The sequence below is a fragment of the Halogeometricum sp. S1BR25-6 genome (assembly GCF_031624495.1).
GTDB lineage: Archaea > Halobacteriota > Halobacteria > Halobacteriales > Haloferacaceae > Halogeometricum > Halogeometricum salsisoli.
In genome coordinates, this window is record NZ_JAMQOP010000002.1 from 509,942 (window position 1) to 528,820 (window position 18,879).

At 67.5% G+C, this 18,879-nt stretch carries 15 protein-coding genes; 9 read left to right on the forward strand and 6 right to left on the reverse strand.

What is annotated here, in order from left to right:
- Position 1 precedes the first annotated feature (1 nt).
- The 4 genes from secY (at position 2) to NDI76_RS12715 (ending at position 6,824) form a co-directional block, all read left to right on the forward strand.
- On the forward strand, positions 2-1,468 hold the full coding sequence (gene secY, locus NDI76_RS12700) for a preprotein translocase subunit SecY (protein WP_310924451.1): 1,467 nt from the start codon (positions 2-4) through the stop codon (positions 1,466-1,468).
- Between the two features lie 153 nt (positions 1,469-1,621).
- Positions 1,622-3,538 (forward strand): glycoside hydrolase family 15 protein, encoded by a 1,917-nt coding sequence (locus NDI76_RS12705; RefSeq protein WP_310924452.1) that lies wholly within the window; start codon positions 1,622-1,624, stop codon positions 3,536-3,538.
- Between the two features lie 733 nt (positions 3,539-4,271).
- The gene (locus NDI76_RS12710; RefSeq protein WP_310924453.1) at positions 4,272-5,273 is read left to right on the forward strand and encodes an alpha/beta hydrolase; all 1,002 of its coding nucleotides are present in this window, start codon (positions 4,272-4,274) and stop codon (positions 5,271-5,273) included.
- A 258-nt stretch (positions 5,274-5,531) separates the two neighbouring features.
- Positions 5,532-6,824: an ornithine cyclodeaminase, nickel-pincer nucleotide-dependent gene (locus NDI76_RS12715; RefSeq protein WP_310924454.1), complete on the forward strand. Its 1,293-nt coding sequence runs from the start codon at positions 5,532-5,534 to the stop codon at positions 6,822-6,824.
- 3 nt (positions 6,825-6,827) lie between these two features.
- On the opposite strand, the gene NDI76_RS12720 is transcribed toward NDI76_RS12715, so the two are convergent.
- On the reverse strand, positions 6,828-7,232 hold the full coding sequence (locus NDI76_RS12720; RefSeq protein ID WP_310924455.1) for a universal stress protein: 405 nt from the start codon (positions 7,230-7,232) through the stop codon (positions 6,828-6,830).
- A 111-nt stretch (positions 7,233-7,343) separates the two neighbouring features.
- On the opposite strand from NDI76_RS12720, the gene NDI76_RS12725 reads away from it, so the two are divergent.
- Positions 7,344-8,366 (forward strand): DUF7490 domain-containing protein, encoded by a 1,023-nt coding sequence (locus NDI76_RS12725; protein WP_310924456.1) that lies wholly within the window; start codon positions 7,344-7,346, stop codon positions 8,364-8,366.
- Positions 8,363-8,728, forward strand: coding sequence for a DUF8060 family membrane protein (locus tag NDI76_RS12730; protein WP_310924457.1), 366 nt, complete (start codon positions 8,363-8,365; stop codon positions 8,726-8,728). The genes NDI76_RS12725 and NDI76_RS12730 overlap by 4 nt, the downstream gene beginning before the upstream one ends.
- A gap of 4 nt (positions 8,729-8,732) precedes the next feature.
- Here NDI76_RS12730 and NDI76_RS12735 read toward each other — a convergent pair whose 3' ends face one another.
- Together NDI76_RS12735 and NDI76_RS12740 are read right to left on the reverse strand one after the other, a co-directional pair.
- Positions 8,733-9,554: a ZIP family metal transporter gene (locus tag NDI76_RS12735; RefSeq protein WP_310924458.1), complete on the reverse strand. Its 822-nt coding sequence runs from the start codon at positions 9,552-9,554 to the stop codon at positions 8,733-8,735.
- A gap of 117 nt (positions 9,555-9,671) precedes the next feature.
- Entirely contained in the window at positions 9,672-10,373 is a 702-nt protein-coding gene (locus NDI76_RS12740) for an SDR family NAD(P)-dependent oxidoreductase (protein ID WP_310924459.1), read from the reverse strand.
- 104 nt (positions 10,374-10,477) lie between these two features.
- On the opposite strand from NDI76_RS12740, the gene NDI76_RS12745 reads away from it, so the two are divergent.
- From NDI76_RS12745 to cruF, 3 genes are read left to right on the forward strand one after another with little or no spacing between them, the layout of a single operon-like run.
- Positions 10,478-11,977 (forward strand): phytoene desaturase family protein, encoded by a 1,500-nt coding sequence (locus NDI76_RS12745; RefSeq protein ID WP_310924460.1) that lies wholly within the window; start codon positions 10,478-10,480, stop codon positions 11,975-11,977.
- Entirely contained in the window at positions 11,974-12,834 is an 861-nt protein-coding gene (locus tag NDI76_RS12750) for a prenyltransferase (protein ID WP_310924461.1), read from the forward strand. The genes NDI76_RS12745 and NDI76_RS12750 overlap by 4 nt, the downstream gene beginning before the upstream one ends.
- Positions 12,827-13,696: a bisanhydrobacterioruberin hydratase gene (gene cruF, locus NDI76_RS12755; RefSeq protein WP_310924462.1), complete on the forward strand. Its 870-nt coding sequence runs from the start codon at positions 12,827-12,829 to the stop codon at positions 13,694-13,696. Before NDI76_RS12750 ends, cruF begins: the two co-directional genes overlap by 8 nt.
- Before the next feature lie 33 nt (positions 13,697-13,729).
- On the opposite strand, the gene NDI76_RS12760 is transcribed toward cruF, so the two are convergent.
- The 3 genes from NDI76_RS12760 to NDI76_RS12770 all read right to left on the reverse strand — a co-directional run bounded on the left by NDI76_RS12760 (position 13,730) and on the right by NDI76_RS12770 (position 18,504).
- A complete protein-coding gene (locus NDI76_RS12760; protein ID WP_310924463.1) occupies positions 13,730-14,740 on the reverse strand; it encodes a phytoene/squalene synthase family protein in 1,011 nt (336 codons plus the stop codon).
- Between the two features lie 214 nt (positions 14,741-14,954).
- Complete coding sequence (locus tag NDI76_RS12765; protein ID WP_425498364.1) at positions 14,955-15,104, reverse strand: HVO_2523 family zinc finger protein; 150 nt, start codon at positions 15,102-15,104, stop codon at positions 14,955-14,957.
- Positions 15,105-15,288: 184 nt separating this feature from the next.
- On the reverse strand, positions 15,289-18,504 hold the full coding sequence (locus NDI76_RS12770) for an adenosylcobalamin-dependent ribonucleoside-diphosphate reductase (RefSeq protein WP_310924465.1): 3,216 nt from the start codon (positions 18,502-18,504) through the stop codon (positions 15,289-15,291).
- Positions 18,505-18,879: the final 375 nt, after the last annotated feature.

Consider the following 18,879-nt stretch of genomic DNA (forward strand, 5'->3'; position numbering starts at 1 on the left):
TATGGGATGGAAGGAGGCCGCCGAACCGGTGCTGACGCGGATGCCTGCAGTCGCCCGTCCGGAAGGGCACGTTCCGTTCCGCCGAAAACTCGGCTGGACGGCGGGCATCCTCGTGATGTATTTCTTCTTGACGAACGTGACGATGTTCGGTCTGCAGACGCAGACCGCCGGGGGGGACTTCTACGGGCAGTTCCGTAGCATCCTCGCCGGGTCGCAGGGGTCGATACTCCAGTTGGGTATCGGTCCCATCGTCACGGCGAGCATCGTTCTGCAACTGCTCGGCGGCGCCGACCTGCTCGGCTTGGACACCGACGACCCCCGGGACCAGATCCTCTATCAGGGGCTTCAGAAGCTGCTGGTGGTCGTGATGATCTGTCTCACCGGACTGCCGATGGTGCTCGCGGGTGGCTACTTACCCGCGAGCCAGCAGGTCGCGCAGTCGCTCGGCGTCGGCCTCGGCGGCGTGAAGGCGATCATCTTCGCGCAGATGTTCGTCGGCGGCATCCTCATCCTGTTCATGGACGAGATCGTGAGCAAGTGGGGCGTCGGATCCGGTGTCGGGCTGTTCATCATCGCGGGCGTCAGCCAGCAGCTCGTCGCCGGGCTGTTCAGCTGGGAGGCCCTCGGTGGCGCCTCGGGGCTGTTCCCGACGTGGATCGGCATCCTCACCGGCGCCGTCGACATCGGCTCGCCGCTCTCGCCGGGCGGACTGTCCGACATCTTCCTCGGACAGGGCCAACTGCTCGCGCTGCTCACGACGCTGTTCATCTTCGGCATCGTCGTGTACGCCGAGAGCGTCCGGGTCGAGATTCCGCTGTCGCACGCCCGCGTGAAGGGCGCCCGCGGCCGCTTCCCGGTGAAGCTCATCTACGCGAGCGTCCTGCCGATGATCCTCGTGCGCGCCCTGCAGGCCAACATCCAGTTCCTCGGGCAGATCCTGAACAACTGGACCGGTCTGCCGGCGTGGGCGGGCACCTACAGTCAGGGACAGGTCACCGGCGGCCTGTTCTACTACCTCGCACCCATCCAATCGCGCGGCGACTGGATGTGGTTCCTCGGGCTGACCTCCCAAGAACCCGCGCAGATCCTCCTGCGCGTCCTCATCGACCTGACGTTCATGGTCGTCGGTGGCGCCATCTTCGCCATCTTCTGGGTCGAGACGACCGGGATGGGCCCCGAGTCCACCGCACAGCAGATTCAGAACTCCGGGATGCAGATTCCCGGCTTCCGGCGCAACCCGCAGGTGATCGAGAAGGTGATGGAGCGGTACATCCCGCAGGTCACCGTCATCGGCGGCGCCTTAGTCGGACTGCTCGCGGTCATGGCGAACATGCTCGGCACCATCGGATCGGTCTCCGGAACGGGACTGCTGCTGACGGTCTCCATCACGTACAAACTGTACGAGGAGATCGCAGAGGAGCAGTTGATGGAGATGCACCCGATGATGCGCAACATGTTCGGCGGCTAAGCGCGGCCACCCCGCGTGCGGATTTTTTTGACGCTCCGTTCGGAGAGCGGCGGCACCGTCTGTCGCTTCGGTTTCGCTCTCGCCTCCGTTCGGCGTTCGCAGCGGAGAGCGGCCGCCCGAAGCTATTTCGGACGCTCGTGGTTTGTTCACGCTATGCAAGCCGATTTTAAGCCGCTCGAACACTACGGGGTGATCGGCAACCTTGAGACGTGCGCGCTCGTCGGCCGGGACGGCGCCGTTGACTGGTGCTGTCTGCCGCACGTCTACTCGCCGAGCGTGTTCGCCGCGATACTCGACCCGGACGTAGGGGGGCGATTCGCCGTCGCCCCCGCCGGGGAGTTCGAGTCCGAGCAGGCGTACCTCTCGCGGACGAACGTCCTGCAGACGACGTTCGAGACGGCGTCGGGGACGATGACCGTGACCGACTTCATGCCGGTCGTGGAGGCGAACAACGAGGAACAACCGGACGTGCGCGGGCTCTACCGAAAGGTGACCTGCACCGAGGGCTCCGTGGAGGTGGCCGTCGAGTTCGACCCGCAGTTCGACTACGGGCGCGCCGACACCTCGGTGGACGCGGTGACGGACGGCGTGACCGCGACGGGTGACGACGGGCATCTGTACCTCTCGACGCCGACGCCGTTGAACGCCGAAGATGGCACGGCCCGGGCGACGTACCGCCTCGACGCGCACGACACGCAGTGGTACGTTCTCCAGTACGACATGGACTCGCCGACGGACGCCGAGGACTGCGAGCGACTGTTGGAGGAGACCGCACAGTACTGGCGGGAGTGGGCGCACTCCTGCGTCGAGTCGGAGTGTCTGTTCGGCGGCCGGGCGCACGAGTACGTCGTCCGTTCGGAACTCGTGCTCAAACTGCTCAACTACCGCGAGACGGGAGCGCTGGTCGCGGCGCCGACCACGTCGCTGCCGGAGAACGTCGGCGGGGTGCGTAACTGGGACTACCGCTACTCGTGGATTCGCGACGGGGGAATCACGGTCCGCGCGCTGACGAACCTCGGCCACGTCGAGGAGGCGGCCGACTACGTGCACCGCTTCCTGAAGCTGAGCCTCAGGGGGGATTCGGCGGAGGTTCGGCCGCTGTACGGCGTCGAGGGCGATGGCGAGTTAGAAGAGGAGGAACTGGGCCACCTCCGCGGCTACCGCGACTCCAGACCGGTGCGCATCGGCAACGAGGCGGCCGAGCAACAACAACTCGACGTGTACGGCGACCTGGTGCTCGCGATGTACCAGCGGTTCTGGAGCGACGGACAGAACGTGACCGACGAGGACTGGAAGGCGCTCTGCGACATCGCCGACTACGTCTGCGAACACTGGGACGACGAGGGAGCGGGCATCTGGGAACTGCGCGGGGAGCCCAGACACCTCGTCTACTCGAAGGTGATGTGCTGGGTGGCGCTCGACCGGAGCATCCGACTCGCCGACCGAACGGGACGGGAGGGACCCGTCGACCGCTGGCAGGAGTACCGCGAAGAGATAAAAGAGACCGTCTTAGAGCGGGGGTTCGACGAGGACCTGAACAGCTTCACGCAGTCGTTCGAGGGCGACGAACTGGACGCTTCCAGCCTCCTCATCGTACTCTCGGGCATCCTCCCGTTCGACGACGAGCGCATCGTCGGCACCGTCGACGCCGTGCGCGAGCATCTGACCACCGACGACGGCCTCGTCTTCCGCTACGAGGACGACGGCCTTCCCGGCGAAGAGGGGGCATTCGTGTTCTGTTCGTTCTGGCTGGTCGACGCCCTCGTCGCCACCGACCGGGTCGAGGAGGCGTGGGACGTCTTCGAGAGCGTCCTCGAACACGCGAGTCCGCTCGGGTTGTTCGCCGAGGAGATAAACCCCGACTCGGGCAGACAGATAGGCAATTTCCCGCAGGGCTTCAGCCACATCGGACTGATCAACAGCGCGCTGTACCTCCGCGAGGCCGAGTACGGATGGGCGACGGTCGGTCCGCTGGGGCAGGCGACGCTGATTCAGGAGCGAGAGGCGGAGCGAGGGAAGGACAGAGACGGAGGCGTGACGGCCGAGGCGCCGCGGCACGACGAGGCCTGAGTCGGGGTCGAATCCCGCTCGCGGTGTCCGGCTTCACTCACGCGTCGACGCGAACCCTCGAACTCCATCGGCGTCGTCGATGTCCCTTTGTCGCCGGAGTGGGTATCGTTCACCTCGTCGACCAGGATATCAAGATTGATATCTGAGCGGAAGAATTTATCAGCCCGTCTCCCCCAAGTGATACTGTCGGCGCGCGGCGCGGTCTTCCGAAAGCCGCCGGCGGGTCGACGTGTGCGGGTCGTTCGACGCGACGCGCGTACACATTCATCAGTAATCCAATTCGCCGCTGTCGGCCGCGCCGGCGGGCCGTCGCTCGCGCGACCGCTCCCCCCGGCGGGGCTCTCTCGAAGGGCCTCGTCGGCGCTCGGTCGACCCGAAACGGGACTGCCTACCCCCCGCACCGGGTCGCCGCGGCCGTCCGGGACTGCCTACCCCCCGCACCGGGTCGCCGCGGCCGTCCAGGACTGCCTACCCCTCGGACGGGCGCACCGAGTCGCCGAACCGACCGACATCACGCGCGTGCGGCGGTCCATCCCGACGGACCGCCCCGGGTGCGGCGGCGATTGGTCTCTCCTTCGACACCCACATCTCAGATACGTCTCGCGACAAGCGTTTAGACGGTCGCCGCGGTAATGGTCTGTATGTCCGACGCGACCAGGTGCGCGCAGCGTCGTCCCCGAAGCAACAGCGCCGGCGTCCTCCCGACGCCGACGCGCCGGTCGGGGGTGCCCGCGTGACCCGACCCTCCGGCAGGGGCGAGTGGAAGCAGGCCAAGTACGTCGACCGGGAGGGTGACGGCTACCGGACCGACGGGCGCGACGCCGAGAAACCCTCGCGGGAGTCGTTCTCGAAGGTGACGATGGGCTTCGAGAGCGGCGGCGAACGCTGCTCGGGGTGGCTCTACCGCCCCGACCGACCCGCCGACCCGCCGGTCGTCGTCATGGCCGGCGGCCTCGCGGGCGAGCGCTCGTTCGGCCTGCCCGCCTACGCCGAGCGACTCGCGGAGGCGGGGTACGCCGTCTTCCTGTTCGACTACCGCAACCACGGCGACAGCGACGGCGACCCGCGGAACCTCGTCTCGCCGTCGCGCCAGCGGACCGACTGGGAGGCGGCCGTCGAGAGCGTCCGGGGTCGGGACGGCCTCGACGACACCCGCCTCGTCCTCTGGGGCGCCGACTTGGGCGGCGGGCACGCCCTCGACGTGGCCGCGGATGACCCGCGCGTGCGCGCCGTCGTCGCGCAGACGCCGGTGCTCTCGGGCCGGTCGTTCCTCTCGACGCGGGGCCTCGGCTTCGTCGCGAAATCGGTGCTGTCGGGGGTTCGCGACCGACTCCAGTCGCTTCTCACCGACCCGCACACCGTCCCCGTCGCCGGCGACCCCGAGGAGTTCGCCCTCGTCTCGACGGCCGGCGCGCGCCGGGGCTACCTCGACACCGTCCCCTCTGATAGCGACTGGGACAACGAGACGCCCGCCCGGTCGCTTCTCAATCTCGTCCGCTTCTCGGCCGGCGACGACCTAGAGAGTGTCGCCTGTCCCGTTCTCGTCGTCGGCGGGACGCGCGACGACGTGGTGCCCGTCGGGGGCGTCGAGTCCGCGGCGGACTCGCTGTCGGACGCGACGTTCCTCCGCCTGCCGACCGGCCACTTCGACGTCTACGAGGGTAGCGGTCTGGAGTCGGTCGTCGGCCACGGCCTCGCGTTCCTCGACGCTGAAGTCGACGACGCCGACCACTAGCCGAGTATCAAACGGGAGATTCGGCAGGGTACCGTTATTCGTCTCCGGCTCTCCGTTGTGATATCATGCACTGTCCGACCGGTCGCGCGTGTAGGGCCGCCGTCACCGTACTGTTGATTCTCTCGGTCGCCGCGTCGATGGAGGGGTCCGCGTAGGCCGCTGTCTTTCGGAGGGTTCGATTCGCGACCGCCGAACCCTGTCAACCCCCGTCGGGACGCGTGCGTGACCTTCTTAGGACGGCACTGCGCACATCCGACGATGACCGCCACGCGAACCGTCGAGTTGGAGGGGCACATCATCGACTCCGGGATGATGCAGCGGGCGTTCGGACTCGTGATGGACCTCGGCGGCGACTTCGAGGTCGAGGAGTTCGTCGTCGGCAAGCACAAGGACAAGACGTCGCACTGCCGGATGGCCGTCTCGGCCGGTCCGGACGAGGACGACGCCGAGTTACAGGAGATTCTGCACGAACTGCACCAGATCGGCGCGAACCTCATCGATCCGGTGGACGCCCGCGTCGTCCCCGCTCCGGCCGACCAAGTCGTCCCGCACGGCTTCTACTCGACGACGAACCACCCCACGCGCGTCCGCTACGAGAGCGAGTGGATCGACGTCGAGAACATCGAGATGGACTGCGCGATAGTGGTCGAGGACGACGGCGACGACGTCCGCGCGTACACGAAGGTGCTGAACGCCATCGAGGAGGGTGACCTCGTCGTGACCGACGAGGCGGGCGTCCGCGTCGACCCGCCCGAACGCCCCCGCGACGCCTCCGGCCCGTTCGGGTTCATGCAGGGCGGCGTCTCCTCGGAGCGACCCTCCGAGTCGCTCATCAAACAGGTCGCGGAGGCTCTCGAAGAGACGAAACGGGAGGGGGGGAACGTGCTCGTCGTCGCCGGCCCGGCCCTCATCCACGCCGGCGCGGCCGAGGACTTAGCCCGCCTCGTCCGCGAGGGCTACGTCGACATGATATCCGCGGGCAACGGCTTCGCCACCCACGACATCGAACGCGGTCTGTACGGCACCTCGCTCGGGATGGATATGGAGACGATGGAGCACCCGCGGAAGGGGCACAAACACCATATCTACACCATCAGCGAGGTCATCCGCGCGGGCGGCATCGAGGAGGCCGTCGAAGAGGGCCTCATCGGCAGCGGAATCATGTACGAGTGCGTGCAGAACGACGTACCGTACGTCCTCGCCGGGTCCATCCGCGACGACGGCCCCCTTCCGGACACCATCACCGACGCGGTGGAGGCGCAGAACGCCATCCGCGAACAGGCCCACGAGGCCGACATGGTGTTGATGCTCTCGACCCTCCTGCACTCGGTGGCCGTCGGCAACTGCCTCCCCTCGACGACGCGCGTCGTCTGCGTCGACATCAACCCCGCGACGGTGACGCAGTTGCTCGACCGCGGGAGTTCACAGGCCATCGGCATGGTGACCGACATCGGGACGTTCGTGCCGACGCTGGCCGACGAGGTGCTGACCGGCGACAGTTCGGTCACGGACGGCGGCGAGGACGCCGAGGAGGACGCGGCGGACGACTGAACCTCACTCCATCCGTTCGAGCGGAACGACCGACATCGGTCGGTTCGAGTTGAGGAGAATCTTCTGCGCCGTGCTGCCGAAGACGACTTTCGCCGTCGGGTTGCGCTTGCGGACGCCGAGGAGAATCTCGTCGGCGTCGACCTCCTCGGCGTAGTCGAGGACGTCCGTGGCGGCGTCGTTGCCGCGGACGAACTGGCGGGTCTCCACCTCGGCGAACCCGCCGAGACGGGACGCGACGACGTTGAGGGCGTCTTCGCCGTCGCGCGCGTCCTCGCCCGACGTCTCGTCGCCGCCGGGCAGGGAGTTCACCGCGTGGACGGTGTCGCCGTCGTCGAGGCGGGAGAGCAGGTAATCGCAGAGGGCGGCGCTCGTGTCGACGTGGTTCGTCGCCAGCACGTACGTTGTCATACCCCACGATTCGCGTCGTGTGACAAAAATCCGCCGCCCCCGGTGCGCGGACGGTCGATTCGACCCCGCCCGAACACAAAGCCTATACCGAACAGTTCTATCTGCTGACGTATGAACCGAGACGCCGCCCTCGCGACGGCCGCCGTCGGAGTCGTCGCCGTCGCCCTCCTCGCGGTCCTCGCCGTTCCCGGGGTGCTCGCCGACCCCGCCGAGGAGGTGACCCGACCCGGACCGGTCGACGTGACGGAGATGAACATCGGCTACGACGACGCCGCGGTCCGCGGCGAGACGGTGACGCTCGGCGTGGAGACGCGCATGCGTCACCGCGGCGACCCGACGCCGAACGTGACGCTTCTCGTCCGCGCCGTCGACGCCGACTCCGGACTCGTGGCGACGACGGAGACGGTCGACGTCGGAACGCTCGAAGACGACGGCGAAACGGCCGTCGGGACGAACCTCACGGTCGAACGCGAAGGGGGCTACCGCATCGAGGCGGTCCTGTTCCGCGACGACGAACGCGTCGACGAGGCGTCGAAGACGGTCCGCGGGTTGGAGGCGCTGACGCCGGCGTACGCGCGGACGACCGTCGCGTTCAGCGACCGCGAGGCGCTCCCGCCCCTCTCCTTTTCGGTCGCGGAGGGCGGCGGAAACCGGACGACGCTGGACCTCGCGGCGTCGCTGACGAACGCGGGGGATTCCCCCTCCGAGGACCTCGCGGTGACGTTCGTCCTGCGGCAGGCGGACTCGAACGTCGTCGCCGCGCGGACGACGAGCGACGTGGGGGCGATTCGACCGGGGCGGACCACCACGACGACGGCGTCGGCGACGGTGCCGGCGGGCTACAACTACTACCTCGACGCCGTGCTGACGAAGGACGGCGTCGTCGTCGACACCGCCCGCGCGGCGGCGAACCTCGACCCGACGAGGCGCATCGCCGTGAACGAGACCGAAGAGGAAGTAGAGTTCCGCGTCGAGGACTTCGAGTCCGGCGGCGCGGAAGGGGGTCGGTCGACGGAGATGCCGGAGGCGACGGCGGCGGGCGAGACGGACGGCGGCGCGGCCGGGTTCGGCGTCGGCGTCGCCGCCGTCGCCCTCCTCGCGGCGGCGCTTCTCGCGCGGAGGCGAGAACGATGACCGACCGAGCGGGGGCGGACAGAGAGAGGAACGATGCGGCGGACGCAGACGGAGACACGACCATGCCAACCGATTCGACGACCGAGACGGGAGCACCGACGCGGGAACCGAGCGACGACGAGGGGAGCGCCGTCGACAGACTGCGAACGACGCTGAATTACGCCGTCCTCGGCGGACTGCTGCTCCTGGCGGCGATTTCGGCGGTGCAGTTGTACCTCGCCGTCGGGCGGACCATCTCCACGTTCGTCGTCTACGAGTACCGCGCGCCGCTGATGGTCGCGTTCAACCTCGCCGTCCTGTTGCTCGCCGCGCTCGGAATCTCGCTGCAACTGCGCCGCCTATCGGGGTCCGAGGAGGAGTGAGCGGTCAGACGACGAACAGCCACGCGAGGAACACCGCCAGACCGCCGAGGAAGGTGCTGGCGACGGCGTGGAGACGGAGTTCGTCGAGGAGGTCGTGGGCGTCACCCTCCACCGAGAGGTGTTCGTGTATCTCGCTGCCTATCTCACAGCGGGGGAGGAAGTCCATCGCGACGTGGAGAAAGACGCCCGCGGCGAAGCCGAAGACGACGCCGCGGAACGGCGCCGACCCCGGCAGGACGACGACGCTGGCGAGGATGGCCGCGATTCCGAGCGCCGACGCCGGGAGCAGGAGCGCCGAGACGGCGCGCCGCTTCGAGGCGAGGCGGCGCGCGGCGGCGTACCCCGCCGGTCCCTTGTGCGAGACGATAGCGAGGCCGAGCGTCGGACCGAGGTTCGGCATGTTCCCGTAGACGATACCGATGATGAGGCCCGCCGAGAAGGCGTGCGCGGCGAGTTCCGCGACGGTCCGGTCGACGGGTAACTCCATGTGCGCGAGTCGGTGGCCGACGGTGTGGGAGCCGAACCCGGCCAGCAGACCCGCCGCGATGCCGAACCCGCCGTACTGCGGGTGGTGGCCGATGGCCTGCGGCACCAAGAAGACGGCCGCGCTGGTCACCATCGCGCCGCTGGCGAGACCGTAGCCCCACACGAGGGCGTTCGCCCCCTCGTCGCGATGTCGGGCGCCGAGGGGAGCGGCGAGCGCCATCGCCGCGAACGCCACCCAGGTTATCCCGAGCAGTTTCCACGCGCCGGCGCTGGCCGCGTACACCGAGAGCGCGACGAAGACGGCGGTAGCGCCGACGCCGACGCGAGAGATTCGGGACACGCTGTTAACTCTCGAACCGAGGTTAATATGACCCACGATGTTAACTCCATAGACGAAGTTAATAACAATGTCGGTCGGACGCCGCTCGGTGTCGACCGAGAAACTGAGGCCGAAGCCTCAGCGCGTCGCGTCCTTCCACGCGCGCAGGTCGAGGCGGGCGCCGTCGAGGTCAGAACGGTCGAGTGCGGCGGCCCAGACGAACATCGGCGCGACGTCCGCGGGGTCGCGACCCGCCCCGCCGGAGAGGTCCGTCGCCACGAGTCCGGGGTCGACGATGCCGACGGCCGGGTCAGCGTCGGCCGCGAACTGCCGGGCGAGACCCTCGACGGCCGCCTTGGAGACGGCGTAGGCGCCCATTCCGGGTTTCGCGTCTGCGGCGATAGACCCGGAGGGGACGAGGACGCGCGCGTCGTCGCTCGCGTGGGGGAGGAACTCCCGAACCGACGCGAACACGCCGCGGACGTTCGTGCGGAGGGTATCGTCGAACCGGGTGTAGGACTCCTCGCCCATCGGCGCCTCGCCCGGCGCCGCGTGGTTCACCGCGGCGTTGGCGACGAGGACCGCGATTCCGTCCGCGCCGGCGCCGCGCGCGGCCGTCTCCATCAGTCGTTCCACGTCGAACTCGTCGCGCACGTCGGCGCGGACGGCCTCGACGGACCCCGCCGCGCCCTCGGCGTCCGCGACGACGCCCGAGAGCGACCCCTCGTCGCGGGCGCAGGCGACGACGCGCGCCCCTTCGGCGGCGAACGCCGCCGCGAGGGCCGCCCCGATTCCGCGACTCGCGCCCGTGAGTACGACCGTCCGACCGTCTACGTCCATGCCTCCCGTGAGGACGCACACACCGTAAGCGCTCCGTCGGCGGAACCCGGGGGCCGTTCCGCCACAGTCAGTCGATTTATGCGTTCTACGTCCTAAGGTCGGCTATGAAATCTGTCTCGGATCTCTCCGCGGTCGAGGGGTCGTCCGTGGTCGTCGTCGGCGGCGGATTCGGCGGCCTCTCGACGGCGTGCTACCTCGCCGACGCCGGCGCCGACGTGACCCTCCTCGAGAAGAACGAACAGTTGGGCGGGCGGGCGAGTCGCCTCGAACGGGACGGGTTCCGCTTCGACATGGGGCCCTCGTGGTATCTCATGCCCGACGTGTTCGAGGACTTCTTCGGCCACTTCGACCGCACGCCCTCGGATTACTACGGGCTGACGCGACTGGACCCCCACTACCGCATCTTCTTCAAGGACGGCGACAGCGTCGACATGGTGTCGGACCTCGAAGCGAACAAGGAGACGTTCGAGTCGTACGAACCCGGCGCGGGCGAGCAGTTCGAGAAGTACCTGGAGAAATCCGAGAAGAACTACGAGGTGGGGATGGAGCACTTCGTCTACACCGACCGGACCGAACTCTCCGATTTCGCCACCTGGGACGTGATGAAGAACGCGCGCGGCCTCTCGCTCGTCGGGTCGATGCAGGACCACGTCGAGCGCTACTTCTCGCACCCGAAACTCCAGCAGATCATGCAGTACACCCTCGTCTTCCTCGGGGGCGCGCCGAACAACACTCCGGCGCTGTACAACCTCATGAGCCACGTCGATTTCAACATGGGCGTCTACTACCCCGACGGCGGACTCGGCGGCGTCGTCGACGGCATGGCCGAACTCGGCAAGGAACTCGGCGTCGACTTCCGCGTGAACGCCCCGGCGACGGAGATTCGCGGCCGCGAGGGCGGGTTCGTCGTCCGCACCGAGGGCGGGGAGTTCTACTCCGACTACGTCGTCAGCGACGCCGACTACCGACACACGGAGATGGACCTCCTGCCCGAGGGCAAGCGGCAGTACGACGAGGACTACTGGGACACCCGGACGTACGCCCCCTCCGCCTACTTACTCTACCTCGGCGTCGAGGGCGACGTGCCGAACCTCGAACACCACACGCTCGTCCTCCCGACGGACTGGAACGACCACTTCGAGAAGATATTCGACGACCCGGCGTGGCCCGACGACCCCGCCTACTACCTCTGCGTCCCCTCGAAGACGGACGACGACGTCGCCCCCGAGGGACACTCGAACCTGTTCGCTCTCGTGCCCATCGCCGCCGGACTCGACGACACGCCGGAGCGGAGAGAAGAGTATCGAAACCTCGTACTGGACGACATCGCGGAGCACACCGACGAGGACCTGCGCGACCGCATCGTCTTCGAGGAGTCCTTCTGCGTGAGCGACTTCGCCGAGCGCTACAACAGCACGCGCGGGACGGCGCTGGGCCTCGCGCACACGCTCAGGCAGACGGCGCTCCTGCGCCCGCCGCACCACTCCGAGGAGGTTCCCGGCCTCTACTTCACGGGGTCGTTCACCACGCCCGGCATCGGCGTCCCGATGTGTCTCATCAGCGGACGTCTGACGGCCGAAGAGATGGCCGAACGGGTCGCGTGACGCGCGCCGCGTCCGCCCGCGGCCGACTCTCCTATCTCTTCACGCTGTCGCGGCCGCGCTTTTGGCTCTACCTCGCCGGCCCCGTCCTCGTCGGCGCCGCCTTCGCCGCCGACGTCGTGAGCGACCTGTACGCCCTACCCACCCTCGTCCTCGCGGGCTACTTCCTCCTGCCGGCGAACGTGCTCGTCTACGGCGTCAACGACGCGTTCGACGCCGACGTCGACGAACGAAACCCGAAGAAAGACGAGAAGGAGGCGCGCTGGCGGGGGAATGGGGACGCCGTCGTCACCGCCGTCGTCGTCGCCTCGGGACTCCTCGGCGTCGTCGCGTTCGCCGTCACCCCGACGCTCGCGTGGCCGTACCTCGCGGGCTTTTTCTTCCTCGGCATCGAGTACAGCGCCCCTCCTCTGCGATTCAAAACAACGCCGCTTCTCGACTCCGTCTCGAACGGGCTGTACGTCATGCCCGGCGCGGCGGCGTTCGCCGCCGTCGCGGGCCGTCACCCGCCCGCGGCCGCCGTCGTCGGCGCGTGGCTGTGGACGATGGGGATGCACACGTTCTCGGCGATTCCCGACATCGAACCGGACCGCGAGGCGGGCATCCGCACGACGGCGACGCTCCTTGGCGAGCGCCGCACGTACGCCTACTGCGCGCTGTGTTGGCTCGCCGCCGCGGCCGGGTTCGCCCTCGTCGACCCGCGCCTCGGCGCCGTGCTGTTCGCCTATCCCGTGGCCGTCTTCGCCGTCGTCCGCTCGAACGTCGACGTCGAACGCGCCTACTGGTGGTATCCGGCCCTGAACACGCTCGTCGGCACGGCCCTCACGGTGGGAGCACTCTGGAGGCTGGTGCATGGCTGAGTCGAACTTCTCCGTTCAGGAACGACTCCCGACCACGCGCGAGGAGTGGGAGCGGCGGCTAGACCGACTTGTCCGGGAGAACCGCTTCACCATCTCGGTGTTCTTCCCGCTGAACGGCCTCGTCCTCCTCCTCGCCAGCGCCGAGGGCTGGTTCGACGGGACGCTCCTCGCCCCGTTGGCGTTCAACGGCCTGTTCATCCTGTTCGGGACGATGGTGATGCGCTCGCCGCTGGTCGTCGGCGTCCTGCCGCGGACGACGCGGCGGGCGGCGACGGGCGTCGGCCTGCTGACGCTGTACGCCTACGCCATCGAGTACACCGGCGTCCACACCGGCTTTCCCTACGGAAGCTTCTCGTACGGCGTCGACCTCGGACCGACCGTCGGGGGCGTTCCGCTCGGCCTCCCGGTGTTCTTCGTCCCCCTCGTGATGAACGCCTACCTGCTCTGCGTCCTCCTGCTCGGCGACAGAGCCGAGAACGCGGCCGTCCGCCTCGCGACCGTCGTCGCCGCCGTGCTGGCGATGGACGTGGTGCTGGACCCCGGCGCCGTGGCCCTCGGCTTCTGGGCGTACGACCCCGCCGGCCCGTTCTACGGCGTCCCGTGGTCGAACTACGCGGGGTGGGTTGTGAGCGCCGCTGTCGCCGTCGCCCTCCTCGATTGGGGGTACGACCGCGACGCCCTCCTCGCCCGCCTCGACGACTGCGAGTTCATGCTGGACGACCTCGTCTCGTTCGTCATCCTCTGGGGCGGAATCAACGCCTGGTTCGGCAACTGGATACCCGTTGCCGTGGCGGCGCTGTTCGGCGTCGGTCTGCTGAAGACCGAGCGGTTCGACTCGCGGGTGCTTCGGATTCGCCGGTGAGGGAGAGAGACGGGGCGAGCGGCCGGAGACGAGCTATTCGCCGCGGGTGAAACTGCGGACCCAACTCGACAGGCGACCGACGGTGCGTCCGGTGGGGACGCGTCGGACGCCCGGATGCTCGTGGTGGGAGGTGTCCTCCTCGGGGTACGGGACGACGCTCACCTTCCGGAACACCGTCTCGGGGTCCTTCTCGACGGCCCAGTACGCCCGCGTCTTCGCCAACAGGAGGAGTTTACGCGAGGTGGACAGCGACGGCGTCGCCGACAGTACGTCGTAGTTCCGGCGGCGAATCGCGCGGTGGTGGTCGGCGTACAGCACCGCCGACAGGAGCACGGCGAACTGACAATCGGAGGGGAGATACTGGATGCCGCGCACGCCCTCGCGGTAGAGCGCCTCCGTCCGGCGCATCTCCGCGCGCATCGCGTTCCGAAAGCTCTCGTCGGTACGGAACGAGCGCAGTTGCTCGGCGGTGACGCCGTGTTCGCGCAGGGTCTCCTGCGGGAGATACACCCGGTCGCGTTCGACGATGTCCTCGCGCACGTCGCGCAGGAAGTTCGACATCTGGAACGCCTCGCCGAGCGCCGTCGCGTGCGGGAGCGCCTTCTCGGCGTCCGGCGAGCGCATGATGGCCGTCATCATCCGGCCGACGGCGGCGGCCGACCCGTCCATGTACGCCTCCAGTTCCTCGTACGTCTCGTACTCGCCCTTGTCGATGTCCGCGAGCATCGCGTCGACGAAGATGTTCACGTCTTCCTCGGCGATGCCGTGCTCTTCTCGGAGTTCGGCGAACGCCGAGAGCACAGGGTCGTCCGTCTCGCGTTCGCCCAGCGCCTCCGCGCGGAGGTGCTCTAACTGCTCGCGTTGGACCGCTGGTTCGGCGGTGTCCTCGGCGTCGACGACTTCGTCCGCGACGCGGAAAAACGCGTAGAGCACGTACGTCGCGTGTCGGACCCGGCGGGGCAGCACCCTCGTCGCGAGGTGGAAGGTTTTGCCGGTCTGTCGCTGGATCGCCTTGCTACGTTGGACCTGCTCCTGTCTTACCATTGTGAGAGATTCAGTGGCGGCACACTTCGGGCGGTGACGACGCGACCACGCATCTACTTGATGACTATAGTGCTCGCACCGACATAATCGTTCGTCCCGAAACTTTAACCCAGCACAGTCCTACACCGTGGTTTCGCCGGCGAAATCGACTGACTGCGGACCGGTCCCGAGCGGTGTCGCCGCGGAAGTGCCGCCCGAGGCATCTGTCAGGTGTTTACCAGAAGGTGTCGCTGCAGTCGTAGACGACGCCGTGCCGGGGGCAGACGTACTTGCAGTGGCGGCGATGCATCGGTTCCTCGCACAGCGGACAGGGCCGGCCGCCTCGCGTCTCGCTCACAGGTCGAGATGGAACCCCGAGCGCCATCACTGTTTCTCGACGGCGTCGGACCGCCGGGTGCGGACGGGATTCGACGCGGCGTCCGGACGATGTTTATGCCGGTCCCGACGGCGACGGAGAGGACCGACGACGTCCGAACGAATCGCGTAAAAGTCGAGTTCCGAACGAAGTCGGCGGGTCGGGCTACGGAGCCCGTTCTTCGAGAGTCAGTTCAGCACTCCGACCAGCCGCAGGACTCGCACGTCTTGCAGCCTTCGGAGTAGTACAGCGTCATGTTCCCACAGTCGGGACACTCGGGACTTTCGCCCGCCGCCAGCAGGTCGTCGACGGCGCCCTCTGCGTTCGAGGACGCGGTATCGGCGTCGGTGCCGGCGCTGACGTCGATGTCTACGTTCGGGTCGTCGGCGACCGTCGCCCCTCCGTCCGGTTCGGGCGCGTCGACGCTGTCCCCGGTCGCCTCTTCGGAGAGTTCCGTCAGGCTCTGCTGCTGCGGGTAGCCCTTGTCTATCTCGCCGTCGAGGTAGCGGCGCATCGCCGTGCCGATGGCATCCGGGATGCTGTTTATCTGCTCGCCTTTGTCCCAGGCGACCTTCGGGCTGCGGATGCCCTGCAGTTCGCTCGCTATCTCGGCGGGGTCGACGCCCGAGCGGAGCGCCGTCGAGATGGTCTTGGCCAGCGCCTCGGTGAACGAGGCGGTGAAGCCGCCGGAGTTGCCGATGTTGGCGAACAGCTCGAACGGGTCGCCCGTCTCGGGGTCCTCGTTGATGTTGACGTACAGTTTCCCGTAGCCGGTGTCGATGCGCTGGGTGACGCCGTGGAGCACGTCCGGCCGCGGGCGCTTCTTCCCGAGGTTGCGCTCGCCGTCGGCCGCCGCCAGCAGCCGCTCGACTTCGCCGTCAAGCGCCGCTCGGACGTCCTCGTTGTCGAGGAAGCCCTGCAGGCCGCCGAACACCTCCTCCATCTGGTCGACCAGCGTCTCCGCCGCCTCGCCCTCGTCGGCGAAGTCGGCGTTCTTCGCGCGCGTCGTCAGCACCTGCTTCGAGCGCGTCCCGTCGCGGTAGACGGTGACGCCCTTCCCGCCGTTGTCGTAGATGTAGCGGTACACCTCGTCCATGTCCTCCTTCGAGGCGGAGTTCGGGAAGTTGCAGGTCTTCGAGATGGCCGAGTCGACGCCCGTCTGACAGGCCGTCTGAACCGCCGCGTGGTCCTTGCCCGAGAGGTCGGAGGTGACGACGAACAGTTCGCCGATGGCATCCGGAACGGTGTCGAGTCCCTCGACGCCGTCGAACTCGTTGTTCGACATCTGTTCTTGGGCCTCGCGTTTGACCGCGTCGACGTCAACGTCGTTCTCCTCCAAGACGCGGAGGAAGTAGTCGTCGAACTCGACGAGCATCTCGTCGCCCTGCACGTCGTCGGAGACGTTCTTGTAGTAGGCGACGTTGTAGATGGGTTCACAACCGCCCGTCGTGTTGCCGATCATCGACGTCGTTCCGGTCGGCGCGATGGTCGTCGTGTTGTGGTTGCGGACGGGGAAGCCGTCGGTCCACTCGTCGGCGTCCAGTCCGGTGTGGTGCTCGAACCACTCGCGGTACTCCGTCGGGTCGGCGAACTTGGAGTCGCCCCAGTCCTCGAAGGAGCCGCGCTGTTCGGCGAGTTCGTGGCTAGCCCACTTCGACTGATGGTTGATGTGGGTCATCAGCTTCCCGGCGACTTCGTTGCCCTCGTCGCTGCCGTAGCGGATGCCCAGTTGGATGTACAACTGCGCGAGTCCCATCACGCCGAGGCCGATTTTCCGCATCTGACGGACCTTCTCCTCTATCTTCTCGACGGGGAAGTCCGACATCGTGACGACGTTTTCGAGGAAGCGCGTCCCCTCGGCGATGCGGTGGTCGAACGCGTCCCAGTCGATGGCCTCCTCGAGGAAGGCGTCGACGGCCGCCTCGGTGTCGGCGTACTCGTCGCCGTGCTCGTCGTGCCAGACGCGCCAGTCGGGGGCGTCCGTCGCCGCGAGCGTCGAGAGGTTGATGTGCCCGAGGTTGCAGGCCTCGTACTCCTCTAACGGCTGCTCGCCGCAGGGGTTCGTCGCGAGGATGCGGTGTTCGGGGTGTTTCTCAACGTCGAAGGAGTGCTCTTTGTTCACCCGTTCGAGGTAGATGACGCCCGGTTCGCCGTTCTCGTAGGCGCCGTCGACCATCTGGTCCCACAGCTTTTGTGCGGGGACCGAGAGCACCTCGCCGACTTCGACGTGCTCGCCGAGACCGAACATGTCGTATATCTCCTTGGTCTCGGGCGTGGCGACGTGCGGTTCCTCGGTGCGCGGGTTGGTGAACGTGAACTCCTCGTCCGCGTAGAGCGCCTCCATGAAGTCGTCGGTGACGCCGACGGAGATGTTGAAGTTCGAGAGGTGGCCCTCGACGGCGTTGCGGAGGTGTTTGGGAACTTTCCCCTCCTCGTCGATGAGTTCGCGGGCCTCTTCGAGGGCGTCCGCGAAGGAGTTGTGCGTGAAGTCGTCGGGGTCGTTCAGACGCAGCGAGTGGGCCAGGGAGACGTCCTTGTTCTTCGAGTGGATGAACTGGATGACGTCCGGGTGCGAGACGCGCATGACCCCCATCTGCGCGCCGCGGCGCGCGCCGCCCTGCGCGATGGTCTCACACATCTGGTCGTACGTCCGCATGAACGTGATGGGACCGGAGGCGATTCCGCCGGTGGAGCCGACGGCGTCGCCGTAGGGGCGGAGGCGCCAGAAGGCGTAGCCCATCCCGCCGCCGGACTGGAACACCTCGGCGGCCTCCTTGGCCGTCTGGTGGATGTCGGTGATGTCGTCCTCGGGCGAGTCGACGAAGCAGGCCGAGAGCTGTTGGAGTTCGTCGCCGGCGTTCATCAGCGTCGGCGAGTTCGGCATGAAGGAGAGCGACTCCATCATCTCTTGGAACGTCTCGCGCTTCTCCTCGACGACGTCCCGAACCTCCCCGGGGAGTTCGGGGACGATGGTGTCGTAGGCGAACTTGTTGACGTTGTACACCGACAGCGTCGCCTCCGCGTCGTCACCAGAAGCGTCCGCTTCTGGCTGGCTCACGGGAGCTTCGCTCCCGTGAACGTCCTCCGTGGTGACCCCCTTTCCGAACACCTCGGCGGCGAGTTCGTCGCGCCGCGGGTGGCCGGGTTTCAGTTGGTCGGGCGTGACCGTTATCTCCTCGTCTCGGCGTTCGGCCTCGTAGACGGCCTCGGCAAGCGAGATGTTCTTCGCCACGCGGGCGAACAGTTCCTCCTGCGTCTCCGTCAGGTCGCCGTTGGCGTCCTTGCGCAGGTACCGCGCCGGCAGAATGTTGTTGTAGGCGTTCGAGGTGAGTCGCTCCGCCAGCGTCTCCCCCTCGGTACGCTTGATGGGCAGGACGAGTTCGTCCGCCGATAAGTCCGCGCCGCTCATCTACTGTTCCTCCCGCCCAGCGTCCCCGCACCGGGCGATTTCGAGTCGGATAGCGTGCTCAGTTCCAGGCATAGTAACGATGGCTTGTGAGTACGGGTGCGTCCGTTAAGGCTTCGGTATCGGTGACTCACGTTCGAACTGTCAGATTCGATACCTACCGCCGACCCCACACCCCCCTAGGTCGGACGGCGTCGATATCGACTACGTGCCGTCCCTCAATAACCGTGGTTGAAGCGCGGTGAAAGTGATACTTTCCACCACCCAATCGGCCGACAGAGTGCCGTTGTGCAGACGAACCAAAGGGGGGTCGAAGGAGGCTGATTCGAGGGGCCGCCGACCACCCACGGCAGCGAGTCCGAGTATTTGAACGCGACG

Bases quoted from the DNA above. Each gene is read 5' to 3' on its own strand.
- secY (WP_310924451.1), top strand. From the start codon at position 2: ATGGGATGGAAGGAGGCCGCCGAACCGGTGCTGACGCGGATGCCTGCA.
- NDI76_RS12705 (WP_310924452.1), top strand. From the start codon at position 1,622: ATGCAAGCCGATTTTAAGCCGCTCGAACACTACGGGGTGATCGGCAAC.
- NDI76_RS12715 (WP_310924454.1), top strand. From the start codon at position 5,532: ATGACCGCCACGCGAACCGTCGAGTTGGAGGGGCACATCATCGACTCC.
- NDI76_RS12720 (WP_310924455.1), bottom strand. From the start codon at position 7,232: ATGACAACGTACGTGCTGGCGACGAACCACGTCGACACGAGCGCCGCC.
- NDI76_RS12725 (WP_310924456.1), top strand. From the start codon at position 7,344: ATGAACCGAGACGCCGCCCTCGCGACGGCCGCCGTCGGAGTCGTCGCC.
- NDI76_RS12730 (WP_310924457.1), top strand. From the start codon at position 8,363: ATGACCGACCGAGCGGGGGCGGACAGAGAGAGGAACGATGCGGCGGAC.
- NDI76_RS12740 (WP_310924459.1), bottom strand. From the start codon at position 10,373: ATGGACGTAGACGGTCGGACGGTCGTACTCACGGGCGCGAGTCGCGGA.
- NDI76_RS12745 (WP_310924460.1), top strand. From the start codon at position 10,478: ATGAAATCTGTCTCGGATCTCTCCGCGGTCGAGGGGTCGTCCGTGGTC.
- cruF (WP_310924462.1), top strand. From the start codon at position 12,827: ATGGCTGAGTCGAACTTCTCCGTTCAGGAACGACTCCCGACCACGCGC.
- NDI76_RS12760 (WP_310924463.1), bottom strand. From the start codon at position 14,740: ATGGTAAGACAGGAGCAGGTCCAACGTAGCAAGGCGATCCAGCGACAG.
- NDI76_RS12765 (WP_425498364.1), bottom strand. From the start codon at position 15,104: ATGGCGCTCGGGGTTCCATCTCGACCTGTGAGCGAGACGCGAGGCGGC.
- NDI76_RS12770 (WP_310924465.1), bottom strand. From the start codon at position 18,504: ATGAGCGGCGCGGACTTATCGGCGGACGAACTCGTCCTGCCCATCAAG.